This is a genomic window from Nocardioides sp., assembly GCF_035503875.1.
Classification (GTDB): Bacteria; Actinomycetota; Actinomycetes; order Propionibacteriales; family Nocardioidaceae; genus Nocardioides.
Map to the genome: position 1 here is coordinate 21,645 of NZ_DATJTA010000072.1, position 19,779 is coordinate 41,423.

The following is a 19,779-nucleotide window of genomic DNA, read 5'->3' on the forward strand; positions in this document are numbered from 1 at the left end:
CATCGCGCGGTGCGTCCCGACACGGTAGCGATTCAGACCACCCGGTCGGGGGCGATCGGCCACATCACAGCCCCGCCAGCGACAGGTAGGCGTGCCAGAGCGGCTCACCGGCGAACATACCGAGCGCCGCACCGCTGAGCAGGAACGGGCCGTGCGGGACCTGCGCCCGCCGCCCGACCCGCCCGACGGCGATCAGCGCGATCCCCACGATCCCGCCCACCGCGAAGCCGGCGCCCAGCCCCACGAGGCTCGGCCCCCACCCCAGCCAGCCCAGCGCGAGACCGAGGACGGGGGCGAGCGCGACGTCCCCGAGACCCATCCCGCGGCCGGCGGTGACCAGCCAGATGCCGCCGTACACCGCGAGCCAGACGACGGCGGACGCCAGTGCCGGGACCACGAGGTCCGGTCCGCGCAGCATGACGTCGAGCCCCAGCGTGAGCAGCACCCCCACCGCCGCCGCGGCGGTGATCGAGAACGGCAGCCGCCGGTGGTCGAGGTCGATGAGGACCAGCGCGACCCCGCTCGCGACGACGACTAGCGCGCCGGCGGTGTACGTCGTGAGCCCGAAGGACCAGCCGGTGACGACGAACAGCACCGCGGTCGCCAGCTCGACGAGCGGGTAGCGCGCCGAGATCGGTACGGCGCACGAGCGGCACCGCCCGCGCAGCGCCAGCCAGGAGAGCACGGGCACGTTGTCGAGCGGGCGCACCGGGTCGCCGCACGCGGGACAGGCCGAACCGGGCGAGACCACCGAGAGGCCCGCGGGCACCCGGTGGACGACGACGTTGAGGAAGGACCCGATCAGCAGTCCGAGGACGGCGAGCAGGCTCAGCAGGGGGACGGTGAGCACGGGGCTCACTCGCCGGGCGGGGTCTCGAAGGTCTGGGCCAGCACGCTCTGCTCCGCCGACCCGAGCAGCGCGAGCAGCTCGCGGCGCTGGTCGGCGACCGCGGCCGCGACGCCCGCGACACCGTCCACGGCGTCGGCGCCGCCCGGGACCAGGTCGCGCGCGAGGTCCCAGCGCAGCTGGACCGAACCGAGCTCGTCGTCGCCGGCCAACGACGCGGCCGCCACCAGGAAGGCCTCGAAGGTGGCCACGTCCGCCTGGCGGGCCATCCGGACCGCGGCGTCGTGCTCCTCCTCCACGACCAGCTCCCGCGCGACCGCCATGCAGTCGCCGGCAGCGCCGAGCAGCTCGACGACCAGCTGCTCGGCGGTGCGCTCCTCGAGCCGCTCGGCCGCGTGCCCGTTGCGGCGGCCCTGCGAGGGCTCCGCCTCGATCAGGTGGTCCAGCCGGAAGAACCCGTCGAGGACGACCTCGTGCAGGGAGTCGTCGAGGGCACCGATCATCGCCTCCCGGGCCAGGTGCACGACCCCGTCGGGCGCCAGGTCGAGCTCGACCTGGTCGGCGATCGCCTCGACGGCCCGTGCGACGGCCTCACCGATCGCGGCCATCTCCGCGTGCGGGTCGGCCGCGAGCTGGAGCCCGCTCTCCCACGCGACCTCCTCCAGGCGGTGCATCTCCACCGCCCAGGTGGTCAGCAGCGCGGACCACACCTCGCCGCGCCCGGCGTACCGGCGGGCCAGGTCGTCGAGGCGCTCGCGCACCGGCGCGGACTCGCCGGCACCGGGGATCGTCGTGGTGGCGGTGACGGCGGTCGTCATGAACGGCTCCCGGAGACGTGGTCGCGGCGGGACCAGCGGCTGGTACGGCGAGGGCCGACGCCGATCGGGGCGACGGGGCGGATCGGCTCGACGACCGGGAGGTCGGCCGTCGGCGGGCGGGGACCGGCGGAGACGGGGACCGGCTCGGGCTCGGGCTCACGGTCGGACTTCGGGTCGGGCTCGACGGCCGGCGCGGGTGCGGCGACCGGGGCGGCGACCGGAGCGGCGACCGGGGCAACAGCGGGGGGCGCGGCGACCGGGGCCGCGGCGGCCAGCTCGGCCGGGCGAGCCGGACCCTCCAGCACCGTGCCGGCCGGGACCGCGGGCAGCACCGGACGGTCGACGGAGCCGGCGGAGTCCAGCCGCTCGATCGCCGCGACGACCCGCGACATGGTGCGTTCGGGGGCCTCGTCGGCACCGGTCCGCCCGGCGAGACCCCGCAGGGTCGCGGCCACCTGGCGCCGGTAGCGCTGGCCGCCCGGCGCGGCGACGTCCGGACCGGCAGCGGCGTGGGTGGGTCGCCGCGGGGCGGGCATCTCGGCCGGCACGTCGTTCATCCGCTCCAGGGCCTGCTCGAGCGTGCGCACCTGGGCGCGCAGCGACCGGACCTCGACGGGGTCGGGGCCGTCCCGGTCGACGACCGCGCCCTCCAGCGGCGCCGGCTCGGCCGGCGCGACCACCGCGACGGGCTCGCTCGCCGTCGGCTGCGGCGCAGCGGTCGGCTCCGGGGCGGAGGCGGGGGCCTCCACCTCGGGCGCCGCCTCGGGCGCCACCTCGCCCGCCACCTCGTCCGCCGCCCTACGACGGCGCCGCAGCACCGCGAGCACGAACAGCAGTACGACGGCGGCGCCCGCGAGCAGTCCGCGCAGAAGCAGGTCGTTGTCCATCGGATCCTCCGGTCAGCCGGTCTCGCTGTTACTTCGGTCGGCCCGACCCGGCACTGAAGCCCGGACGGCCTGGTTCGTCGTTCGAGGTGCGCCGCTCAGGGCTCGGGCACCGGCTGGATGACGAACATGCTCCCGAGCACCGTGGTCGTGTAGGTCCCCTCCTGCCCGGTGAGGCTCACCGAGGTGACCAGGTAGGCCCGGTCCATGTGCTCGAGGTTCTTCAGGAACCGGACGGTCTGGTCGAAGTCGCCGGACACGCTGACGGTGACCTCCTGGCGGCCCAGCTGGTTCGTCGCCGCGGCGGGACTCGCGCTCACCGCGCCCGTCTTCGGGTCGGGGCCGCCCAGGGTCGGAGCGGTCGGCGACAGGGCGGTCACGCCGTCGGAGCCGATGCCGGCCTCGACCGCCGCCGCGGTCACGGCGGTGAACAGCCCGGGCTGGTCGGCGGTCGGCGGGATCTGCCGGGCCAGCAGGCGGGCGGCCTTGCGGGTGGCACCGAGGTCGTCGGCCTGCCGGCGCAGCCGGGCCAGCTCGACGGCGAGGGTGTCGTTCTGGTCCTGGACCTCCGCGACCTCGGCGCGGGTCTCGCTCAGCTGGTCGGTCCGCGGACCGATGACCAGCAGCCAGCCCACGGCAACGAGGAGCAGCAGGGCGACGGCACCGATCAGCTTCGTGGCCGCCGGACTCCGGGTGTTCACTGGTCCTCCTCGGGGAAGAGCTCGGCCGCGAGGCCGGCGTACCGGCCGCTGAAGACCTTCTCGGACAGGCCGACCGAGCCGCTGAACGCGACCTGGGTGGAGTCCGCGACCGTCGTGGTGGTGATGAACGGCTCCACGAACAGGCCGTCCTTCGACAGGGCGACGACGAACTCGCCGACGCCCGCGCGGCTCTCCGCCGTGCCGGCGATGGCCACGCAGCCCGCCACCACGAGGGTGTTGAACGGGTCGGGTCCGGGACAGGCCGAGGCCGTCACCAGGACCTTCTCGGTCGCCGCGGCGGGGTCCTTCGCACCGTCCGCCGCGACCGGCTCGCTCAGGGCGACCGTGAGCGTGTCCAGCTCGGCACCGGGCGGCAGCGCCCGCTCGACACCGGACAGCACCTCGGAGAAGAAGATCTCGCTCATCATCGTCTCCTGCGCGGTGCCCACCTGCGCGCGCACGCCGGCGACGTAGGTCTGCACGGGCTTCAGGTCCGCGACCGAGGAGCTCAGCTGTCGCGTCTGCTGCGAGGCCGCCTCGACGTCGCGCTCGGCGGTGCGGATCCGCAGCTGCTGCACCACGGCGACGGCGACGACCAGGGCCAGGACGCCGATGCCTGCGACGACGAACGTCCGGCGCAGGCGGCGTACCTCCAGCAGCTCGAACGCGGCCGGGGAGAGGAGGTTGACCCCGGGCAGCCCCGGAGCCGGGTGCTGGGACGACCGGCGGCCCATCATCGGGCGGACCCCACGCACAGGCCGGTGGGCACGGCGAGCGCCGACACCTGCTGCGCGTCGAGCTCGGCGCGTCCGACCCGCAGGTGCTCGCGCACGTCCAGCGACGAGACCGCGAGGCCGAGCCGGTCGCCGAGCAGGCCGTCCAGCCCGCCCAGGCGGGACCCGGAGCCGCTGAGCAGCAGCCGGTCGATCGACACCGTCTCCATCGCGCCGTCCAGGTCCGCGGTCGAGGTGCGGTAGTAGTCCAGCGTCGCCTCGATCTCGGCGACCAGCTGCTCCGCGGCGGCGGCGATGGTCGCCTGCGCCGGGTGTGGACCCTCGACGGCCGCGAAGGGGTCGGCGGGGACCGCGGGCCGCCCCTCGAGGCCGAGCGCGACCTTGGTGCTCTCGGCGTCGTCCCAGCTCCAGTCGTAGCGCTGCTGGACCGCGTGGGTGATGGTGTCGCCGCCCAGGCCGGCGATCATCCGGACGAAGCGCGGTACTCCCCCGGCATGCACGACGACCGAGGTGAGATCGGCTCCGATGTCGACGATGGCCTCGACGGGCCCGGCGGGCGTGAGGCCGTCCGGCGTCCGCGCCCGGACGAGGGCGAAGGGCATCAGGTCGACGGCGTCCACCTGCAGGCGGGCCGCCCGCACCGCCGTCACCAGCGAGTCCACGACGTCGCGGGCGGCCGCCACGAGCAGCACCCGCGCCTTGCGGTGCAGCACCCCCTGGGCGTCGGGGACCTCGGGCTCGCCCAGCAGGTAGTAGTCGAGGTTCGCGTCCTCCACCGGGAACGGCAGCACGTCCTGGACCTGGTAGCGCAGCGCCCTGCGGAAGTCCTCGGGCGGCATCCACTCCAGGTCCACCTGGCGCACCAGCACGCCGGCGTTGGCGATGCCCAGCACGACCCGCCTGCTGCCGAAGCGTCCCTCCGACCACAGCTCGCGCAGGGACTCCGCCAGCGCGTCGGGGTCGACGACGGCACCGGCCCGGACCACCCCGCGGGGCAGCGGGACCTCGGCGAACCGCTTCACGGCGAACGTACGGCGCTTCGGGACCAGCTCGGCGGCGCGTACGCCGGAGGTACCGACGTCGAGCCCGATCAGGGTGGGTGGCATGGCGTGTCCTCAGGTGGCGGGAGTGGCGGCCTCGTCGAGGTGCTACTCCGGTGTTCGGTGCCGCGGGCGCCCCGCTTGAGCCCGGCTCCAGGACCCGGGCGGAGGGCGCGGTCTCAAGTCGGCGCGGCGCGGACCCGATGCAGAAGACGCTGTCCATCCCCCCATGTCCGAGGAGCATCCGGGTGAGTCCACAGATCACTCCGTACCTACGTGCCGTCGTGCTGAACGGCGGCTCCGACCTGCACATCAAGCCGTCGCGGCCGCCTCGGGTCCGCATCGGCGGGTCGCTGGTGCCGCTCGAGGTCGAGGCGATGTCCCCCGCCGCCGTCGACGTCCTGATCCGCGAGACCATGACCGCCGAGATGGCGGCCCACTTCGCCGTGCACCACGAGGCGGACTACGCCCTGGTGGTCGAGGGCGTGGGCCGCTTCCGGGTCAACGTCTTCCAGGCCCGCGGCGAGGTCGGCGCGGTGCTGCGGCTGATCGGCGAGTCGCCCACCCCGTTGCACGAGCTCGGCATGCCCGACGTCGTACGCCGCCTGGCGCTGGAGCCGCGGGGGCTGGTCCTGGTCACCGGCCCGACGGGCTCGGGCAAGTCGACGACGCTGGCCGGGATGGTCGACGCCGTCAACGAGAGCAAGCCGGTGCACGTGCTGACCCTCGAGGACCCGATCGAGACGATCCACGAGGACAAGATGGCCAGCGTGACCCAGCGCGAGGTGGGCACCGACACCGGCGACTGGTCGACCGCCCTGCGGGCCGCGATGCGCCAGGACCCCGACGTCATCCTGATCGGCGAGATGCGCGACGCCGAGACCGTGCGCAGCGCGCTCTCCGCGGCCGAGACCGGGCACCTGGTGCTGTCCACGCTGCACACCAAGGACGCCCAGGAGACGGTCGGGCGCATCATCGAGTTCTTCCCGGCCGCCGACCACCAGCAGATCAGGCACGCCCTCGCCTCCTCCCTGCGCGGCATCGTCTGCCAGCGCCTGGTCACCCGCAGCGACGGCACCGGACGCATCGCGGTCATGGAGATCGCGGTCAACACGCCGCGTCTCGCCGAGGCCATCGCCACGCCGGACCGCACCGAGCTGATCCCGGAGATCGTCGCGGACGGCGGCTTCTCCGACATGCAGACCTTCGACCAGCACCTGGTCGACCTGGTGCGTCAGGGCGTGGTGAGCCTGGAGGTCGCGACCGCCAGCAGCAGCCGGCCGCACGACTTCTCCGTGATGCTCAAGCGCGCCGGCGGCGAGCCGGCCCGACCTGGTGCCAGGGTGTCGTGATGGCCGAACGGACGACGAAGAAGGCGGGACCGGTCCGGCGCGCGAGCCTGACGCCGACGGTCCCGAGCGCGGACCTGGTCGAGCTCGATCTCGCCCAGCTGCGCGCCTACCGGCTCCAGCTGGAGGCCGAGGAGGAGAAGGTGTCCTACTGGCGCCGGCTCGTGCACGCGCGCACCGACGTCCTGCAGGCGCAGTCGCAGTCCGGGCACTCCCTCTCCCTGGACGACCTGGCCCGCGCCCTCGGCGACACGGCGACCGGCCGGGTCCGCCGGGTGCTCCTGACCGTGAAACCCGCCGACCCGCTCCCGGAGCTGCCCGAGCTCGCCGAGATGTGGGTCGCCCGGGTCGACCCCGACGACCGCGAGGGGCTCGCCGACGCGTTGGCGCGCCTGGAGCTGGCCGAGCAGCAGCTCACGGCGTACCGCCGGGCGCTCCACGAGCGCATCGACGAGGCGACCGGGGAGCTCATCCTGCGCTACCGCGAGGACCCACGAGCCGCCCTGGCTCTCATCCCACAGGAGTGACCATGACCGCACCCGCACTCGCCGGCGAGACCACCCGCATCCTGCTCGACCACGGCCTGATCACCGAGGACGAGCTGGGCCGGGCGACGGAGCAGGCGGAGCACGAGCACCGCCCCGTCGTCGAGGTGCTGCTCGACCAGGGGTGCGTCGACCGGGCCGACCTGCTGCGCACGACCGCGGCGGCCGCGGGGCTGGGGTACGTCGACCTCACCGACTACACGGTCGAGGGCAGTGCGGCGGCGCTGCTGCCGCCGGACTACGCGCACCGGTGCGCGGTGCTGCCGCTGCGGCGCGAGGACGGCGAGCTGCTGGTGGCCGTGTCGGTGCGGCAGGTGGGCAACATCGAGCTCAAGGACGACCTGAGCCGGATCACCCGCAGCCCGATCCGCTTCGTGATCGCCAACCGCTCCGACATCGTCACGAAGATCGGCCAGGTCTACCGCGCCGAGGGCGAGCTGCAGGACCTCACCTCGGGCCTGGCCACCGACGAGGTCAGCCAGGAGGGCTCGCTCGCCGACCTGACCGAGGTCTCGGACGAGGCGCCCGTGGTGCGCTTCGTGAACCTGCTCATCGACCAGGCGATCAACGACCGCGCCTCCGACATCCACATCGAGCCGGCCGAGAGCGAGCTGCGGGTCCGCTACCGCATCGACGGGGTGCTCGTCGACGCCCACCGCTCCCCCAAGAACATCCAGAACGGCGTCATCTCGCGGCTGAAGATCATGGCCGAGATGAACATCGCCGAGCGGCGGGTGCCGCAGGACGGCCGGATGTCGATCAACCACCGCGGGCGCCGCATCGACCTGCGGGTCGCGTCGCTGCCGACGGTGTGGGGCGAGAAGATCGTGGCGCGGATCCTGGACAACAGCAACACCCGGCTCGGGCTGGAGGACCTCGGCTTCAGCCGCGGCAACTTCGAGCGCTACCAGGCGTCGTACTCCAAGCCCTACGGGATGCTCCTGGCCACCGGCCCCACCGGGTCGGGCAAGTCGACGACGCTCTACGCCACGCTGAACCAGCTCAGCCGGCCCGAGGTCAACGTGATCACCGTCGAGGACCCGGTGGAGTATCGGCTCCCGGGCATCAACCAGGTCCAGGTCAACCAGAAGGCGGGGCTGACCTTCGCGAGCGCGCTGCGCTCGATCCTGCGCTCGGACCCCGACATCGTGCTGATCGGCGAGATCCGCGACCACGAGACCGCGCAGATCGCGGTCGAGGCCGCGCTCACCGGCCACCTGGTGCTCTCGACGCTCCACACGAACGACGCGCCCTCCGCCGTCACGCGCCTGGTGGAGATGGGCATCGAGCCGTTCCTGGTCGGCTCGGCGATGGACGCGGTGGTGGCCCAGCGGCTGTGCCGCACGCTGTGCCCGCACTGCAAGGAGGGCTACCGGCCGGAGCCGGCCGAGCTGGCCCGCGTCGGGTTTCCGCTCGCCGAGGACGGCACGATCCCGACGCTGTTCCGGCCGGTGGGCTGCGCACGCTGTGCCCGGACTGGCTACCGCGGCCGGATGGCGCTGCACGAGGTGATGACGGTGAGCGAGGAGATCGCCTCGCTCGCGGTCGCCCGGGCCTCCACCGACGCGATCGCGCGGGCGGCGTACGACGGCGGCATGGTGGGTCTCAAGCAGGACGGCTGGGCCAAGGTCGCCGAGGGGCGCACCTCGATCGAGGAGGTCCTGCGCGTCGTCGTCATCTGACGACGCTCTCAAGTGGTCGTCCTCCGGCACCGAAGACGCAGGTGGTAGAACCCCATCGCCCGCCGGAGGAATCGTGTCCGACCTGATCCGGAGCCGTTTCGGCCTCCCCACGACCCTGCCGCGCACCGTGGCGCCGACCGCGGCCCCCGCTCCGGCCCCGATCCGCACCATGCCGACGCGGCCGCTGACCACCGCGACCGTGCCGGGCGCCGTCGCCACGCTCGACCCGCTTCCGCCGATGGAGGCATCGGCCGGCACCCCGGTCGTCCTCGACGACCTGCTGCTCGCGCTGATGAGCGCGGGCGGCTCGGACCTGCACCTGACCCAGCACGCGCCGCCGACGATCCGCCTGCGCGGCGACATGGTCGCGCTGCACGGCTACGCGCCGATGAGCGCGACCGACCTGCAGGACCTGCTGTACGGCGTACTCACGGAGCGTCAGCGCAAGGAGTTCGAGGAGGAGCTGGAGCTCGACTTCGCCTACGCGATCCCCGGCTGCGCGCGGTTCCGGGTCAACATCTTCCAGCAGCGTGAGGCGATCGGCGCGGTGATGCGGCTGATCCCCTGGGAGATCAAGGCTCTCGACGAGCTGGGGATGCCTCCCGTGATCGCCTCCTTCACCGAGCTGCGACGCGGGCTGGTGCTGGTGACCGGCGCGACCGGCTCCGGCAAGTCGACCACGCTGGCCGCGATGATCGACCGGATCAACCGGACCACGAGCGGGCACATCGTCACCATCGAGGACCCCATCGAGTTCCTGCACGAGCACCAGCGCTGCGTCGTCAACCAGCGCGAGGTCGGCGAGGACACCCACGGCTTCCAGTCCGCTCTCAAGCACGTGCTGCGCCAGGACCCCGACGTGATCCTGGTCGGCGAGCTGCGCGACCTGGAGACCATCCAGGTCGCCCTGACCGCCGCCGAGACCGGGCACCTGGTCTTCGCCACCCTGCACACCCAGTCCGCGCAGGACACGATCTCCCGGGTGGTCGACGTCTTCCCCGCCGGTCAGCAGCAGCAGATCCGCACCCAGCTGGCCGCCACGCTCCAGGGCGTCGTGTGCCAGAACCTCGTCAAGACCGCCGACGGCATGGGCCGGGCGGCGGCGGTCGAGGTGATGGTCTGCAACCCCGGCATCCGGGCGATGATCCGCGACGACAAGCTGAACCAGATCCAGGGCTCGCTCCAGGCCGGCGCCAAGGAGGGCATGCAGACCCTCAACGCGCACCTCGCGGCCCTCGTGAAGGCCGGGCGGATCACCTTCGAGGCGGGCCTGGAGGCCTGCTCGGACCGCCACGACTTCGAGACCCTCGCCCGGTCGGCCGCGGTGCGGCCGACGCCCGGTTGGTCCTGACCCCTTCGACATCAGGAGGCCGTGATGGCAACCAGCTCCACGACGTACGCCTACAAGGTCCGCGACCAGCGCGGGAAGCTGGTCGAGGGCCGGGTCGAGGCGCCCAACGAGAGCGCCGTCGCCGAGAAGCTGATGTCGATGGGGTACGCCCCGCTCGAGGTCCGGCTCGCCAACAGCGGCCTGCAGCGCGAGATCTCCTTCGGCCGGCCCAAGCGGATCCGGCTCAAGGACCTCGCGGTCTTCTCCCGGCAGTTCTCGACCATGATCAACGCCGGCCTGACCATGCTGCGCGCGCTCACGATCCTCTCCGAGCAGGTCGACAACGTCGAGCTGCGCAAGGTGCTGCGGGCGGTGAAGCAGGACGTCGAGGCCGGCTCCAGCCTCTCCGGCGCGATGGGCCGGCACACCGCCTTCCCGCCGATCATGGTCAACCTCGCGAGGGCCGGCGAGGCCGGCGGCTTCCTCGACCGCGCGCTGAACCAGGTGGCCGAGAACTTCGAGAAGGAGGTCAAGCTGCGCGCCAAGATCAAGTCGGCCATGACCTACCCGGTCGTCGTCTTCGTGATGGCGATCGTGATGTGCGCGGCGATGATGGTCTTCGTCGTGCCGACCTTCGAGGGCATCTTCACCAGCCTGGGCGGCCAGCTCCCGTTCCCGACGCGGATCCTGCTCGCGGTGGCGGACGCGATGAAGTACGTCGTCCCGGCCGTCGTCGTCGCCATCGTCGCCGCCGTGGCGTGGTGGCGCCGGTACAACCGGAGCGAGCGCGTCCGCAACGTCTGGGACCCGCTCAAGCTGCGGATGCCGGTCTTCGGCGGCCTGGTGCAGAAGCTGGCGCTGGCCCGCTTCGCCCGCAACCTCGGCACCCTGCTCGGCTCCGGCGTACCGATCCTGCAGTCCCTCGACGTCGTCGCCGACACCACGGGCTCCATCGTCGTCACCCACGCCCTGGCCGACGTCCGCGACTCCGTACGCCGCGGCGAGAGCCTCGCCGGCCCGCTCGCCGAGCACCCGATCTTCCCGACCATGGTCCAGCAGATGATCGCCTCCGGCGAGGAGTCCGGCGCCATCGACGAGATGCTGCACAAGGTCGCCGACTTCTACGACTCCGAGGTCGAGGCCACCACCGAGCAGCTCAGCGCCATGGTCGAACCCCTGATGATCGCCTTCCTCGGCGTCGTCGTCGGCAGCATGCTCGTCGCGCTGTACCTGCCGATCTTCAACGTCGGCAACCTGCTCTGACGATTGCCGTCGGCGTCTGTGCCGGCCGGGCCGGCTGATCCATCCGCCCGGAAGGTGCACATACCTCAACCTGGCCATTGTCGCCCGCGGGCAGCACGAGGAGCATTGGGGTTGCTCATCCTCGAGCTAGGAGGGCGCGATGTGCCGCAGGACGACGGTCGGAGTTCTCGTCGCTGCCTGCCTCCTCGCAACGCCATCGGCTGACGCCGACATCATCGGGAGCGACGGTGCCGACGCCATCGTCGGCACCGACCGTTCCGACGAGCTCGTGGGCCGCGGAGGGCGCGACCTGATCCGGGGGCTGCGTGGCGGCGACTCCCTCCGGGGCGGAGCAGGCGCCGATTCGATCGCCGCAGGTCCCGGCGCGGACTACGTACGCGGTGGGCAGGGGCGGGACTACCTCGAAGGTGGAAAGGGATCTGACCTGCTCTACGGGGGCAGGCAGGCTGACAGTGTCGCGGGAGGCACCGGCAACGACCTGATAGCGGCGGGCGTGCCGGAGATGAGCTCACACCAGGGAGCGGTCGGGACGTCGTCCGCGCCGACAGCGGAAGGGACTTGATCTTCGTGGACATCGACGGAGCCGTCGACCGGATCTCGTGCGGAGCCGGGGATGACGTCGTTGTCTATGACTGGGTAGGCGACGGGTCGCTCGGGGAGTCGGTTGACCCCGCTGACGTCCTCTGCGACTGCGAGACCGTCTATATCGACCCGAGCTGAGGTCACGCCCTGTCTCGTCGACGAGCGTCGCCCGTCGGCATGGTCGGTCACACGAGATCAGCACTCTCATGCCGATGAGCGGGCGGTCGCCCGGCACCGCTGGCAGACTCGCGCCCATGACTTCTTGGCGCGATTCCACGCCTGAGCACGTTCAGGCTCAGTTCGACGGGCTCTTCGGGCTGGGTCTCGACGCTGCGCTCGACATGCTGGCGAAGCGCAAGGAGTTCTATCCGTTCGGAATCGAGGCGCGCGGCGGTGAAGCTGTGATGGTCGGGAGCGAGCCTGGCCTCGGTGACGACCCCGAATCGCAGGCGGTGCTGGACCTTCTTTACGAAGGCGGCCGCCGTCGCAGCGCTGACATGGACGCTGTGGCGTATGTCTGCGACGTCCGTCTTCGCGAGCCTGACTCAGACGCCGTGCGTATAGATCTGGAGCACCGCGATGGCCACGCTCTGCAGATCGTCACGCCCTATCGCATCAAGAGGTTCGGCCGCGGCGTGGAGTCCGGACAGATGTCAGTGTCTAGCGGAGTCCGACGGATCTGGGGTTGACCCCAGCGCGAACCGATCGTTCGTGCCGATGAGCGTGCGGAGTCCATCATTCGGCGAGCTCCGCCACGACCGCGTCCCAGTCTGGCGCACAGACGACGGATGGCCACTGCGGGTCGCTCTCCCCGCGTCCGGTCAGGTGGACGTACGCCCATTGCCCGACCGCAGGAAGCCAGAAGACGACATCCTTCAGGTGGCGGCGCACCGCGACCGCGCGGACGTTCACCCCGTGCAAGAGGTGCCCATCCGGCAATTCACGCCTCAGCGCGTGTTCAATCTCTACCGCGTCGGATGACTCGACCTCCCACCATTCACCCGGTAGGCGGGCGAGATCGAATGGAGGAACGGCCACGAGGCGATCCTGGCACGCGCGCTGTCTACTGGGTCCCGCACGACTCTGCCGAGAGTCGGGCACGCTGAGCGGAAGTCTGGCCCACCGTTTTCGGGGTGACCGCCCGCGAAGGACGGTCACCCCTGGCGGCTGGCCCGACTCAAACGGTGCCGTCCCCCTTGGGTTCAGTGACGCTCGGAACCAGCGCCGAGCGTTGAGCAGCCTGGCTGCCCAGCCTACGCGAAGCTCGCTCGCAAGTGCCGCCCGATAGGAAGCGCGGTCATGCCGATGAGCGGAGACGTAACAGCGCGGACCTCTGGCGGCCACGCCCGAACCGGAGCACACTGACGCATGCGCACCCTCACACGTCGCCTCGCTCCGCACTCCCGCACTGCGTGGCTCACGTTCACCGCGGTCGCGGTGGTGGCATTGGTCGTCGCGGTCTCGACTGTCGTGCTGAACCACGGTGGCCGGACGGCTGTCGTCGCAACCGCGGCCACATGGCTGGTGGCAATGGTCGTCCTGGCCGCCTTCCTCGACGCCGTCCTAGTGCCAGCTAACCCCGACGCACGCCGTCGCGCCGGCCACACTGCCGGCTGGAGCGGCACTCTCGGTGCTGCGGGCTGGTCGGACGGCGGTGGCCATGGTGGCTCTGGCGACAGCGGTACATCCTGCAGCTGACCTGTTCCGGTCAAGTCGTGAGTCGGTCAACTGCGCCATCGGGCGATCCGTCGCCATGCCGACCTGCGTGGTGACGTCATCCAGACGCCGAGGGGTTTCGTCCCCTCGGCGAGGACGAAACCGGCGGTCACGTCATCGTGCGCCTTCGTAGAACACAAGAGAGTGCCCGAAGATCCCGATCCGCACTTCCCCGTGGAGCAGCCGTTTCCTTCCGCCGCCACACGTAACTTCCGCGTGCTCGCACGCCTGCAGCAGACGAGTCCGCGGACGCTGGGACTGTTCGCACCACGGCCTGGACGCCGACCCGACCGCGAGTGCGGATTGCAGATTGCGGATTGCGGCACTCTGCCGGTAGATGCCCGACACCACCGACCTACGTTCGTCGGTGAAATCTGACGCCGCCCTCGGGGATGCGTTCGGTGGCGTAGGTCGGGTCGTGTGCCCGGTGGTGATGGTGGGAGCAGAGCAGCATCCCGTCGGCGAGGTCGGTGCGGCCGCCGGCGGCCCAGGGGGTGCCGGCGTGGTGGGCTTCGCACCACGGTGCCGGGATGTGACAACCCTCGGCGCGGCATTCGCCGTCGCGGATGGCGAGGGCGCGGCGCTGGGCGCGATTGAAGAAGCGTTGACTGCGGCCGAGGTCGAGGACCTCGCTCTTCCCGCCGAGGACCGCCGGGACGATCCCTCCCGTGCAGGCCAGGCGGCGGGCCTCGGCGGCGGTGATCCGGTCGTGGGAGTCGCCCGGAGCGGGGTTGCCGAGGGTCGCGGTGGCGAGGTCTGCTCTAAGCGAGTCCAGGGACATGGTCACGACCAACGTCGTCGCATCGCCGCCGTGGATCGGGAGGCGGGTGGGGTCGAGGGTCTCCAGGAGGTGGCAGAACGCCTGGGCTGTCTTGCGGCCGTAGGGCACGGGGTTGCTGGTTGGCTCACTGGGTTTCGAGGCTCGCTTCGCTCGCACCTCAACCAGCGTTGAGTCGGCGTTCGGTCCCTCCTCAACCAGCGACGGGTCAGCCGGCGGGGTGGTGTCGTCGCGGCGGGGGTTGGTGAAGGCGTGCAGGTAGGTCGCGAGGCGGGCCGCGGAGGCGTCGGGGATCAGGCCACTGATCCTCGTGGTGCCGTCCCCGAGGGCGCGCAGGCCCAGGCGCATGCGGTGGTGGGCGGAGGCTTCGAGGTCGGCGAGGTGGCGGGCCTCGACGGCTTCGGCGATCTCCGGGGCGATGACGTCGAGGATGCGACGGCCCAGACGGGCCAGCTCGGTGGGGTCGAAGCGGTCAGCGTACCCCACCAGGGCGGCCTCGGCCTCGTCGACCACGGACGAGGACACCTCGGCCGGCAGCTTGGCCAGGGCGGAGGCGATGACGCGCGCTTGGTCGAGGTTCACCCGCCCCTCCCGCAACGCCGCCGCCAGCACCGGCCGCTCCCCCAGCGCCGAGGCCAACCGCAGGTCGGCCGCGCAGTCGCCCCGGCGGCGGTGCGTCGCGGACGCCGTCCAGGCGCCTGCGTCGCGGGCGCCGGTCTCCTCGGCGACGTCAGCGGCGTCGGCGGTGACCCGGAGACGGAGCTCGGCGACCCGTGCCTCGACCGCGGCCAGCTCGACCAATGCCGCCGCCTTGTCGGGCGCGGTCATGAAGGCGGGGTTCACGTCGGCGACTGACTTCAGCGCACCGGCGATCTCAGCCGCGGCCTGGCGGATCGGGTGGGCCATGCGAGCCTCCGAGAGCTCTACGAGATGACCATCCCAGTATGGTCGAACGCACGTTCGATCGCAACCGAGTTTCCACAATCCGAGGAACCGTTCGCTGCTGGTCCGCTCGAACTTTCCCGTTGTCCTCCCGTGCCCGTCCCCGACAGATCGCCGACCGCCGGGGTCACCACCCCCGCCGCAGTGCCCGCGCCCACGAGCCGAGCACCGCGACCCCCAGGAGGGGCGCCAGGACGGCAGCCGTCGCCACACCCTGCACGGAGGTGAGCAGCGACAGCACGAGAACGAACACGGGCAGTGGAAGGACGGTCATCACCGCTGACGCCCCCAGGAGCAGGACGCTCTGTGCGTCCGGCCGCCGTGGCGCGAGGACGAACGCCGCGGCGACCGCGGCGACCAGGGCGCCGACCACCCAGAGCCACCAGGCCTGACGCCACCGCTCAGGATCCTCCAGCGTGCCGCACGGGGCCTTCTGACAGGCGCCGCCCGAGTGGAACAGCTCCGGCTGCAGGGGCGCCGAGGCGCCGGCGACGACCATCACGACCAACCCCACCGCCCCCAGCAGCAGCCAGCCCCTCGACATCATGGCGTCCATCCTGCCCACTCCACGAGGATGTGCGGATGAAGTGGCCGCTGGATCTCGGCGCCGGGATCGGCGAAGGTGATCTGTCGCTGCGCCCCTACTCCTCTGACGACGCTTCGTCGCTCTTCGCCGCCCTGGCGGATGGGCGAGCCTGGGAGCACATCCCCCGCGTGATCCCGACCGACGCGGACGCCCTGGACGCGATGATCCGGGCCAAGCTGGTCGACGGCCGTCGCACGACCTTGGTCATCCGTCTCGATGGACGCATCGTCGGTATGACCTCGGTGCTCTTCGATCCCGCCGACCCGGCCGGCGTCGAGGTCGGCGGCACCCAGGTCGACCCGAACAAGTGGGGCACCGGTGTCAATCACCAGGCCAAACGCCTGCTCCTCGCGGCCTTGTTCAGCCACGGAGCTCGTTGGGTCCAGCTCCGCACGGACGAGCGCAACGAGCGGTCGGCGGCCGCGATCCGCAAGCTCGGCGCGCGCGATCTGGGGACGCACCAGGATGTCCGGGTCCGACGAGACGGTACGCAGCGGCGCAGCCTGCTGTTCCGTATCGATCGGCCCCCGAGCTAGAGGCGGCACGCGAGCGCGAGCTCCACCTGCGTCCACATCTGCACAGAACCTCCACACGTCGTCCCCCAGTCCTGCGCGCCCGCGCGCCTAGCCTTCGGGACATGCGCAGCACGAGCCGCCGGGTCCTCGTCGTCGAGGACGATCCGGTCATCAACCAGGCCGTCTCCGACCGCCTCGAGTCCGAGGGGTACGACGTCGTCCGGGCCTGGGACGGTCCCGGCGCCGTGGCCGCGGACGCCGAGCACCGTCCCGACGTGGTCGTGCTCGACGTGATGCTGCCCGGCTACGACGGTCACGAGGTCTGTCGCCGCATCCAGGCCGCGCGACCGGTGCCCGTCCTCATGCTCACCGCCCGCACCGACGAGGCCGACGTGCTGGTCGGCCTCGGGGTCGGCGCCGACGACTACCTCACCAAGCCGTTCCGGATGCGCGAGCTGGTCGCGCGGGTCGGCGTACTCCTGCGGCGGGTCGCGCGGGCCACCGAGCTCGCCGGTCGCCAGGCGCTCGAGCTCGGTGACCTGCGCGTGGACGCGCCGGCCCGGCGGGTGTGGTGTGGCGCGGAGGAGGTGCGGCTGACGCCCACCGAGTTCGACCTGCTGCTCTGCCTGGCGGCGACGCCGGGCGCGGTGGTCACCCGCGACAAGCTGCTCGCCGACGTGTGGGGCTGGGACGGCGCCACCGGCACCCGCACCGTCGACAGCCACGTCAAGGGCCTGCGCGCCAAGGTCGGCGCGGACCTGATCCGCACCGTGCACGGCGTCGGGTACGCCTTGGAGCTGCCGGCGTGAGCGGGCCGACGTCCCCGCGGGCCGAGCCCCTGGCCCGGGTCGCCTCGGTCAAGGTGAAGCTCGGCCTGCTCGTCGCCGTCAGCGTCACCGTCGCGGCCGTGATCGCCTCCGTCGGCCGCGCCGCCGGGGTCGCGGCCTGGCTCAGCATCCCCGTGACCGTCGCGCTCGCACTCGGCGTCACCCAGCTGCTCGCGGTGGGGATGACCTCGCCACTGCGCCAGATGACCGCTGCCGCGCAGCGGATGGCCAAGGGCGACTACGACGTCCGGGTCACCGACACCTCCAGCGACGAGGTCGGGGAGCTGGCCCGCGCGTTCAACCGGATGGCCCGCGACCTCGCCACCGTCGACCGGCAGCGCCGCGACCTGGTGGCCAACGTGAGCCACGAGCTGCGCACTCCCCTGGCAGGTCTGGTCGCGGTCCTGGAGAACGTGGTGGACGGCGTCGCCCCGCGCGACCCGGACACGCTGGCGGCCGCGCTCGCGCAGGCGGAACGCATGAGCGGCCTGGTCGAGGACCTGCTCGACCTCGCCCGGGTCGACGCCGGCAGGGCGCCGCTCACGCCGGCGCCGGTCTCGATCGGCGCACTGCTCGAGGCCGCTGTCGCGGAGGCGCGGGTCCTCGGACGCCAGGTGGAGTACGACGTCCGCGTCGACCCCGACGACCTCGTGGTCCAGGCGGACCCCGCCCGGCTCCGGCAGCTGGTCGCCAACCTGCTCGACAACGCCTCCCGGCACAGTCCCGCCGGCGGGACGGTCGTGGTGTCAGCGACACGGACGGGAGAGCGCTACCGGATCGAGGTCCACGACCAGGGGCCGGGCATCGCCGCCACCGACCGGGAGCGGGTCTTCGAGCCGTTCGGAACGCTGCGCGCGGTGGCCGTCTCCCCCGATGGCGGCACCACGGGCAGCACCGGGCTGGGCCTGGCCATCGCCCGCTGGGTCAGCGACCTGCACGGCGGGTCGATCCGGTTCCTGGATCCCGAGCCCGGTGCCGGCGGTGCGCGGGTGCGGGTGGACCTGCCCCTCGCGCCGCCGGACCGCCCGATCGACGACCCCGAGGAGCTCCCGGTGCCCGCACCACCTGCCGCGCCGTCGGCGACCACCCCCCTCCCCCCGACCTCGGTCGTGGAAGACCTGCTCGGCGGCTTCTGGCCCGAGCGGGGCGTCCCGGCACGGCTCGGCCTGCTGCTCGGCGCGCTGGCCACCGGCGTCCTCGGCAGCCTGGTCCTGCCCGAGCGCAGCCTCGGTATCGGCACCTTCCTGCTGCTGCTCGCCGCCGGCGGCGTGGTGCTCGCCGCCTGCCAGGACCCGCGCGACCGGTTCACCCGGCTCTGCGCCGGCCTGTGCGTGCTGCTCGCCGCCGTCCCGGCACTCCGGGCGGCGGAATGGATCGCCGTATTGTGCCTACTCGCCGGTGGGGTCACCTGCGTCGTCGGCGTGACCCGGGGTCGCACGGTGCCCGGGTTCGTGCTGAGCGGGCTGGCCTGGCCGCTCGCCGGACTCCGGGGACTTCCGTGGCTCGGCCGCACCCTCGGCGTGCTCCCCGGACTGGCGCAGGGCGCCGCCCTGCTGCGGACGGTGATCTGGTCGGCACTGGTGCTCGTCGTCTTCGGCGCACTGCTCGTCTCCGCGGACGCGTTGCTGGCCGAGTGGGTGGGCGCACTGCTGCCGGACCTGACCGTCGACACCGTCGTGCTGCGGATCTTCGTCACGATCGCGGTCGGTGGCGCGGTCCTCGCGGCGGCGTACCTCGCACTCAACCCGCCCCGCGTCGAGCGTCGGGACGCGACGCCGCGCCCGGTCGGCAACCGCTATGAATGGCTGGCGCCGGTCGCCGTGGTGATCGTGGTGTTCGCGGCGTTCCTGATCGCCCAGGCCACCGTGGTGTTCGGCGGTCACGACTACCTGCGCGAGACAACCGGCCTCACCTACGCCGACTACGTCCACCAGGGTTTCGGTCAGCTCACCGTCGCCACTGCGCTGACCCTGCTGGTGATCTGGATGGCGTCGCGCAAGGCGCCGCGGACCACGCCGCAGGACAGGCTCTGGCTGCGGGTCGCGGTGGGACTGCTCTGCCTCGAGACCCTGGTCGTCGTGGCATCGGCGCTCTACCGGATGCACGTCTACCAGGAGGCCTACGGCTTCACCCGGTTGCGCCTGCTGGTCGACGTCTTCGAGGGCTGGCTCGGGCTGCTCGTGCTCGCCGTGCTGGCGAGCGGAATCGCGCTGAGGGGCGCGTGGCTGCCGCGGTTCGCCCTCGTCTCAGGCGTCGCGGCGCTGCTCGGCCTGGCCGCGCTCAACCCCGACGCGTGGATCGCGCGGCACAACATCGACCGCCTGGAGGAGACCGGCAAGGTCGACTGGTCCTACCTCCAGGAGCTCTCCGACGACGCCGTCCCCGTCCTCGCCGAGCTCCCGGACGACCGAGCCGCCTGCGCCCTCACCGGCTGGGAGGAGAGCGACGACGACTGGCTGGAATGGAACCTCGGCCGGGCGCGCGCCGCCGACGCCGTGGTCGAGCACCTCGAAGGCGTCCTGATCCCCGGTACCTGGAGGTACGTCGAGGTCCGCTGCCCCGAGGCCGCCGTCGGAGACCGGTGACGGGGCATCCGGGCCCGACTGGCTGCCGTCGACGATGCTGACCGACGAGGGCACC

General features: G+C 72.3%; 19 protein-coding genes. 10 read left to right on the forward strand and 9 right to left on the reverse strand.

The window, feature by feature from the left end; all coding sequences use genetic code 11:
• Nucleotides 1–64: 64 nt before the first annotated feature.
• From VMF51_RS16890 to pilM, 6 genes are all read right to left on the reverse strand, one after another.
• Nucleotides 65–850: a prepilin peptidase gene (locus VMF51_RS16890; RefSeq protein ID WP_325475622.1), complete on the reverse strand. Its 786-nt coding sequence runs from the start codon at nucleotides 848–850 to the stop codon at nucleotides 65–67.
• A 5-nt stretch (nucleotides 851–855) separates the two neighbouring features.
• The gene (locus tag VMF51_RS16895) at nucleotides 856–1,665 is read right to left on the reverse strand and encodes a hypothetical protein (RefSeq protein WP_325475623.1); all 810 of its coding nucleotides are present in this window, start codon (nucleotides 1,663–1,665) and stop codon (nucleotides 856–858) included.
• Nucleotides 1,662–2,552 carry a hypothetical protein gene (locus VMF51_RS16900; RefSeq protein ID WP_325475624.1) on the reverse strand — a complete coding sequence of 297 codons (891 nt, stop codon included), beginning with the start codon at nucleotides 2,550–2,552 and terminating at the stop codon, nucleotides 1,662–1,664. The genes VMF51_RS16895 and VMF51_RS16900 overlap by 4 nt, the downstream gene beginning before the upstream one ends.
• A 95-nt stretch (nucleotides 2,553–2,647) precedes the next feature.
• Nucleotides 2,648–3,250 (reverse strand): hypothetical protein, encoded by a 603-nt coding sequence (locus VMF51_RS16905; protein ID WP_325475625.1) that lies wholly within the window; start codon nucleotides 3,248–3,250, stop codon nucleotides 2,648–2,650.
• Entirely contained in the window at nucleotides 3,247–3,987 is a 741-nt protein-coding gene (locus tag VMF51_RS16910) for a hypothetical protein (protein WP_325475626.1), read from the reverse strand. The genes VMF51_RS16905 and VMF51_RS16910 overlap by 4 nt, the downstream gene beginning before the upstream one ends.
• Nucleotides 3,984–5,090 (reverse strand): type IV pilus assembly protein PilM, encoded by a 1,107-nt coding sequence (gene pilM, locus VMF51_RS16915; RefSeq protein WP_325475627.1) that lies wholly within the window; start codon nucleotides 5,088–5,090, stop codon nucleotides 3,984–3,986. Before pilM ends, VMF51_RS16910 begins: the two co-directional genes overlap by 4 nt.
• A 182-nt stretch (nucleotides 5,091–5,272) precedes the next feature.
• Between pilM and VMF51_RS16920 the strand changes: the two genes are divergently transcribed.
• The 7 genes from VMF51_RS16920 to VMF51_RS16950 all read left to right on the forward strand — a co-directional run bounded on the left by VMF51_RS16920 (nucleotide 5,273) and on the right by VMF51_RS16950 (nucleotide 12,464).
• Nucleotides 5,273–6,376: a PilT/PilU family type 4a pilus ATPase gene (locus VMF51_RS16920; RefSeq protein WP_325475628.1), complete on the forward strand. Its 1,104-nt coding sequence runs from the start codon at nucleotides 5,273–5,275 to the stop codon at nucleotides 6,374–6,376.
• Nucleotides 6,376–6,900, forward strand: a complete 525-nt coding sequence (locus VMF51_RS16925; protein WP_325475629.1) for a hypothetical protein — start codon at nucleotides 6,376–6,378, stop codon at nucleotides 6,898–6,900. Before VMF51_RS16920 ends, VMF51_RS16925 begins: the two co-directional genes overlap by 1 nt.
• Nucleotides 6,901–6,902: 2 nt before the next feature.
• Nucleotides 6,903–8,600: a GspE/PulE family protein gene (locus VMF51_RS16930; RefSeq protein ID WP_325475630.1), complete on the forward strand. Its 1,698-nt coding sequence runs from the start codon at nucleotides 6,903–6,905 to the stop codon at nucleotides 8,598–8,600.
• 73 nt (nucleotides 8,601–8,673) lie between these two features.
• The gene (locus VMF51_RS16935; protein ID WP_325475631.1) at nucleotides 8,674–9,951 is read left to right on the forward strand and encodes a type IV pilus twitching motility protein PilT; all 1,278 of its coding nucleotides are present in this window, start codon (nucleotides 8,674–8,676) and stop codon (nucleotides 9,949–9,951) included.
• A 24-nt stretch (nucleotides 9,952–9,975) separates the two neighbouring features.
• Entirely contained in the window at nucleotides 9,976–11,193 is a 1,218-nt protein-coding gene (locus tag VMF51_RS16940; protein ID WP_325475632.1) for a type II secretion system F family protein, read from the forward strand.
• 139 nt (nucleotides 11,194–11,332) lie between these two features.
• A complete protein-coding gene (locus VMF51_RS16945) occupies nucleotides 11,333–11,755 on the forward strand; it encodes a calcium-binding protein (RefSeq protein WP_325475633.1) in 423 nt (140 codons plus the stop codon).
• A 274-nt stretch (nucleotides 11,756–12,029) separates the two neighbouring features.
• The gene (locus VMF51_RS16950) at nucleotides 12,030–12,464 is read left to right on the forward strand and encodes a hypothetical protein (protein ID WP_325475634.1); all 435 of its coding nucleotides are present in this window, start codon (nucleotides 12,030–12,032) and stop codon (nucleotides 12,462–12,464) included.
• A gap of 46 nt (nucleotides 12,465–12,510) precedes the next feature.
• Here VMF51_RS16950 and VMF51_RS16955 read toward each other — a convergent pair whose 3' ends face one another.
• From VMF51_RS16955 to VMF51_RS16965, 3 genes are all read right to left on the reverse strand, one after another.
• Nucleotides 12,511–12,813 (reverse strand): hypothetical protein, encoded by a 303-nt coding sequence (locus tag VMF51_RS16955; protein WP_325475635.1) that lies wholly within the window; start codon nucleotides 12,811–12,813, stop codon nucleotides 12,511–12,513.
• A gap of 1,033 nt (nucleotides 12,814–13,846) precedes the next feature.
• A complete protein-coding gene (locus VMF51_RS16960) occupies nucleotides 13,847–15,175 on the reverse strand; it encodes an HNH endonuclease signature motif containing protein (RefSeq protein ID WP_325475636.1) in 1,329 nt (442 codons plus the stop codon).
• A gap of 163 nt (nucleotides 15,176–15,338) precedes the next feature.
• A complete protein-coding gene (locus VMF51_RS16965; RefSeq protein ID WP_325475637.1) occupies nucleotides 15,339–15,758 on the reverse strand; it encodes a hypothetical protein in 420 nt (139 codons plus the stop codon).
• A 35-nt stretch (nucleotides 15,759–15,793) separates the two neighbouring features.
• Here VMF51_RS16965 and VMF51_RS16970 point away from each other — a divergent pair, with 35 nt between their 5' ends.
• From VMF51_RS16970 to VMF51_RS16980, 3 genes are all read left to right on the forward strand, one after another.
• Complete coding sequence (locus tag VMF51_RS16970; protein ID WP_325475638.1) at nucleotides 15,794–16,333, forward strand: GNAT family protein; 540 nt, start codon at nucleotides 15,794–15,796, stop codon at nucleotides 16,331–16,333.
• 101 nt (nucleotides 16,334–16,434) lie between these two features.
• Entirely contained in the window at nucleotides 16,435–17,121 is a 687-nt protein-coding gene (locus VMF51_RS16975) for a response regulator transcription factor (RefSeq protein ID WP_325475639.1), read from the forward strand.
• The gene (locus tag VMF51_RS16980; protein ID WP_325475640.1) at nucleotides 17,118–19,724 is read left to right on the forward strand and encodes a DUF4153 domain-containing protein; all 2,607 of its coding nucleotides are present in this window, start codon (nucleotides 17,118–17,120) and stop codon (nucleotides 19,722–19,724) included. The genes VMF51_RS16975 and VMF51_RS16980 overlap by 4 nt, the downstream gene beginning before the upstream one ends.
• Nucleotides 19,725–19,779 lie beyond the last annotated feature (55 nt).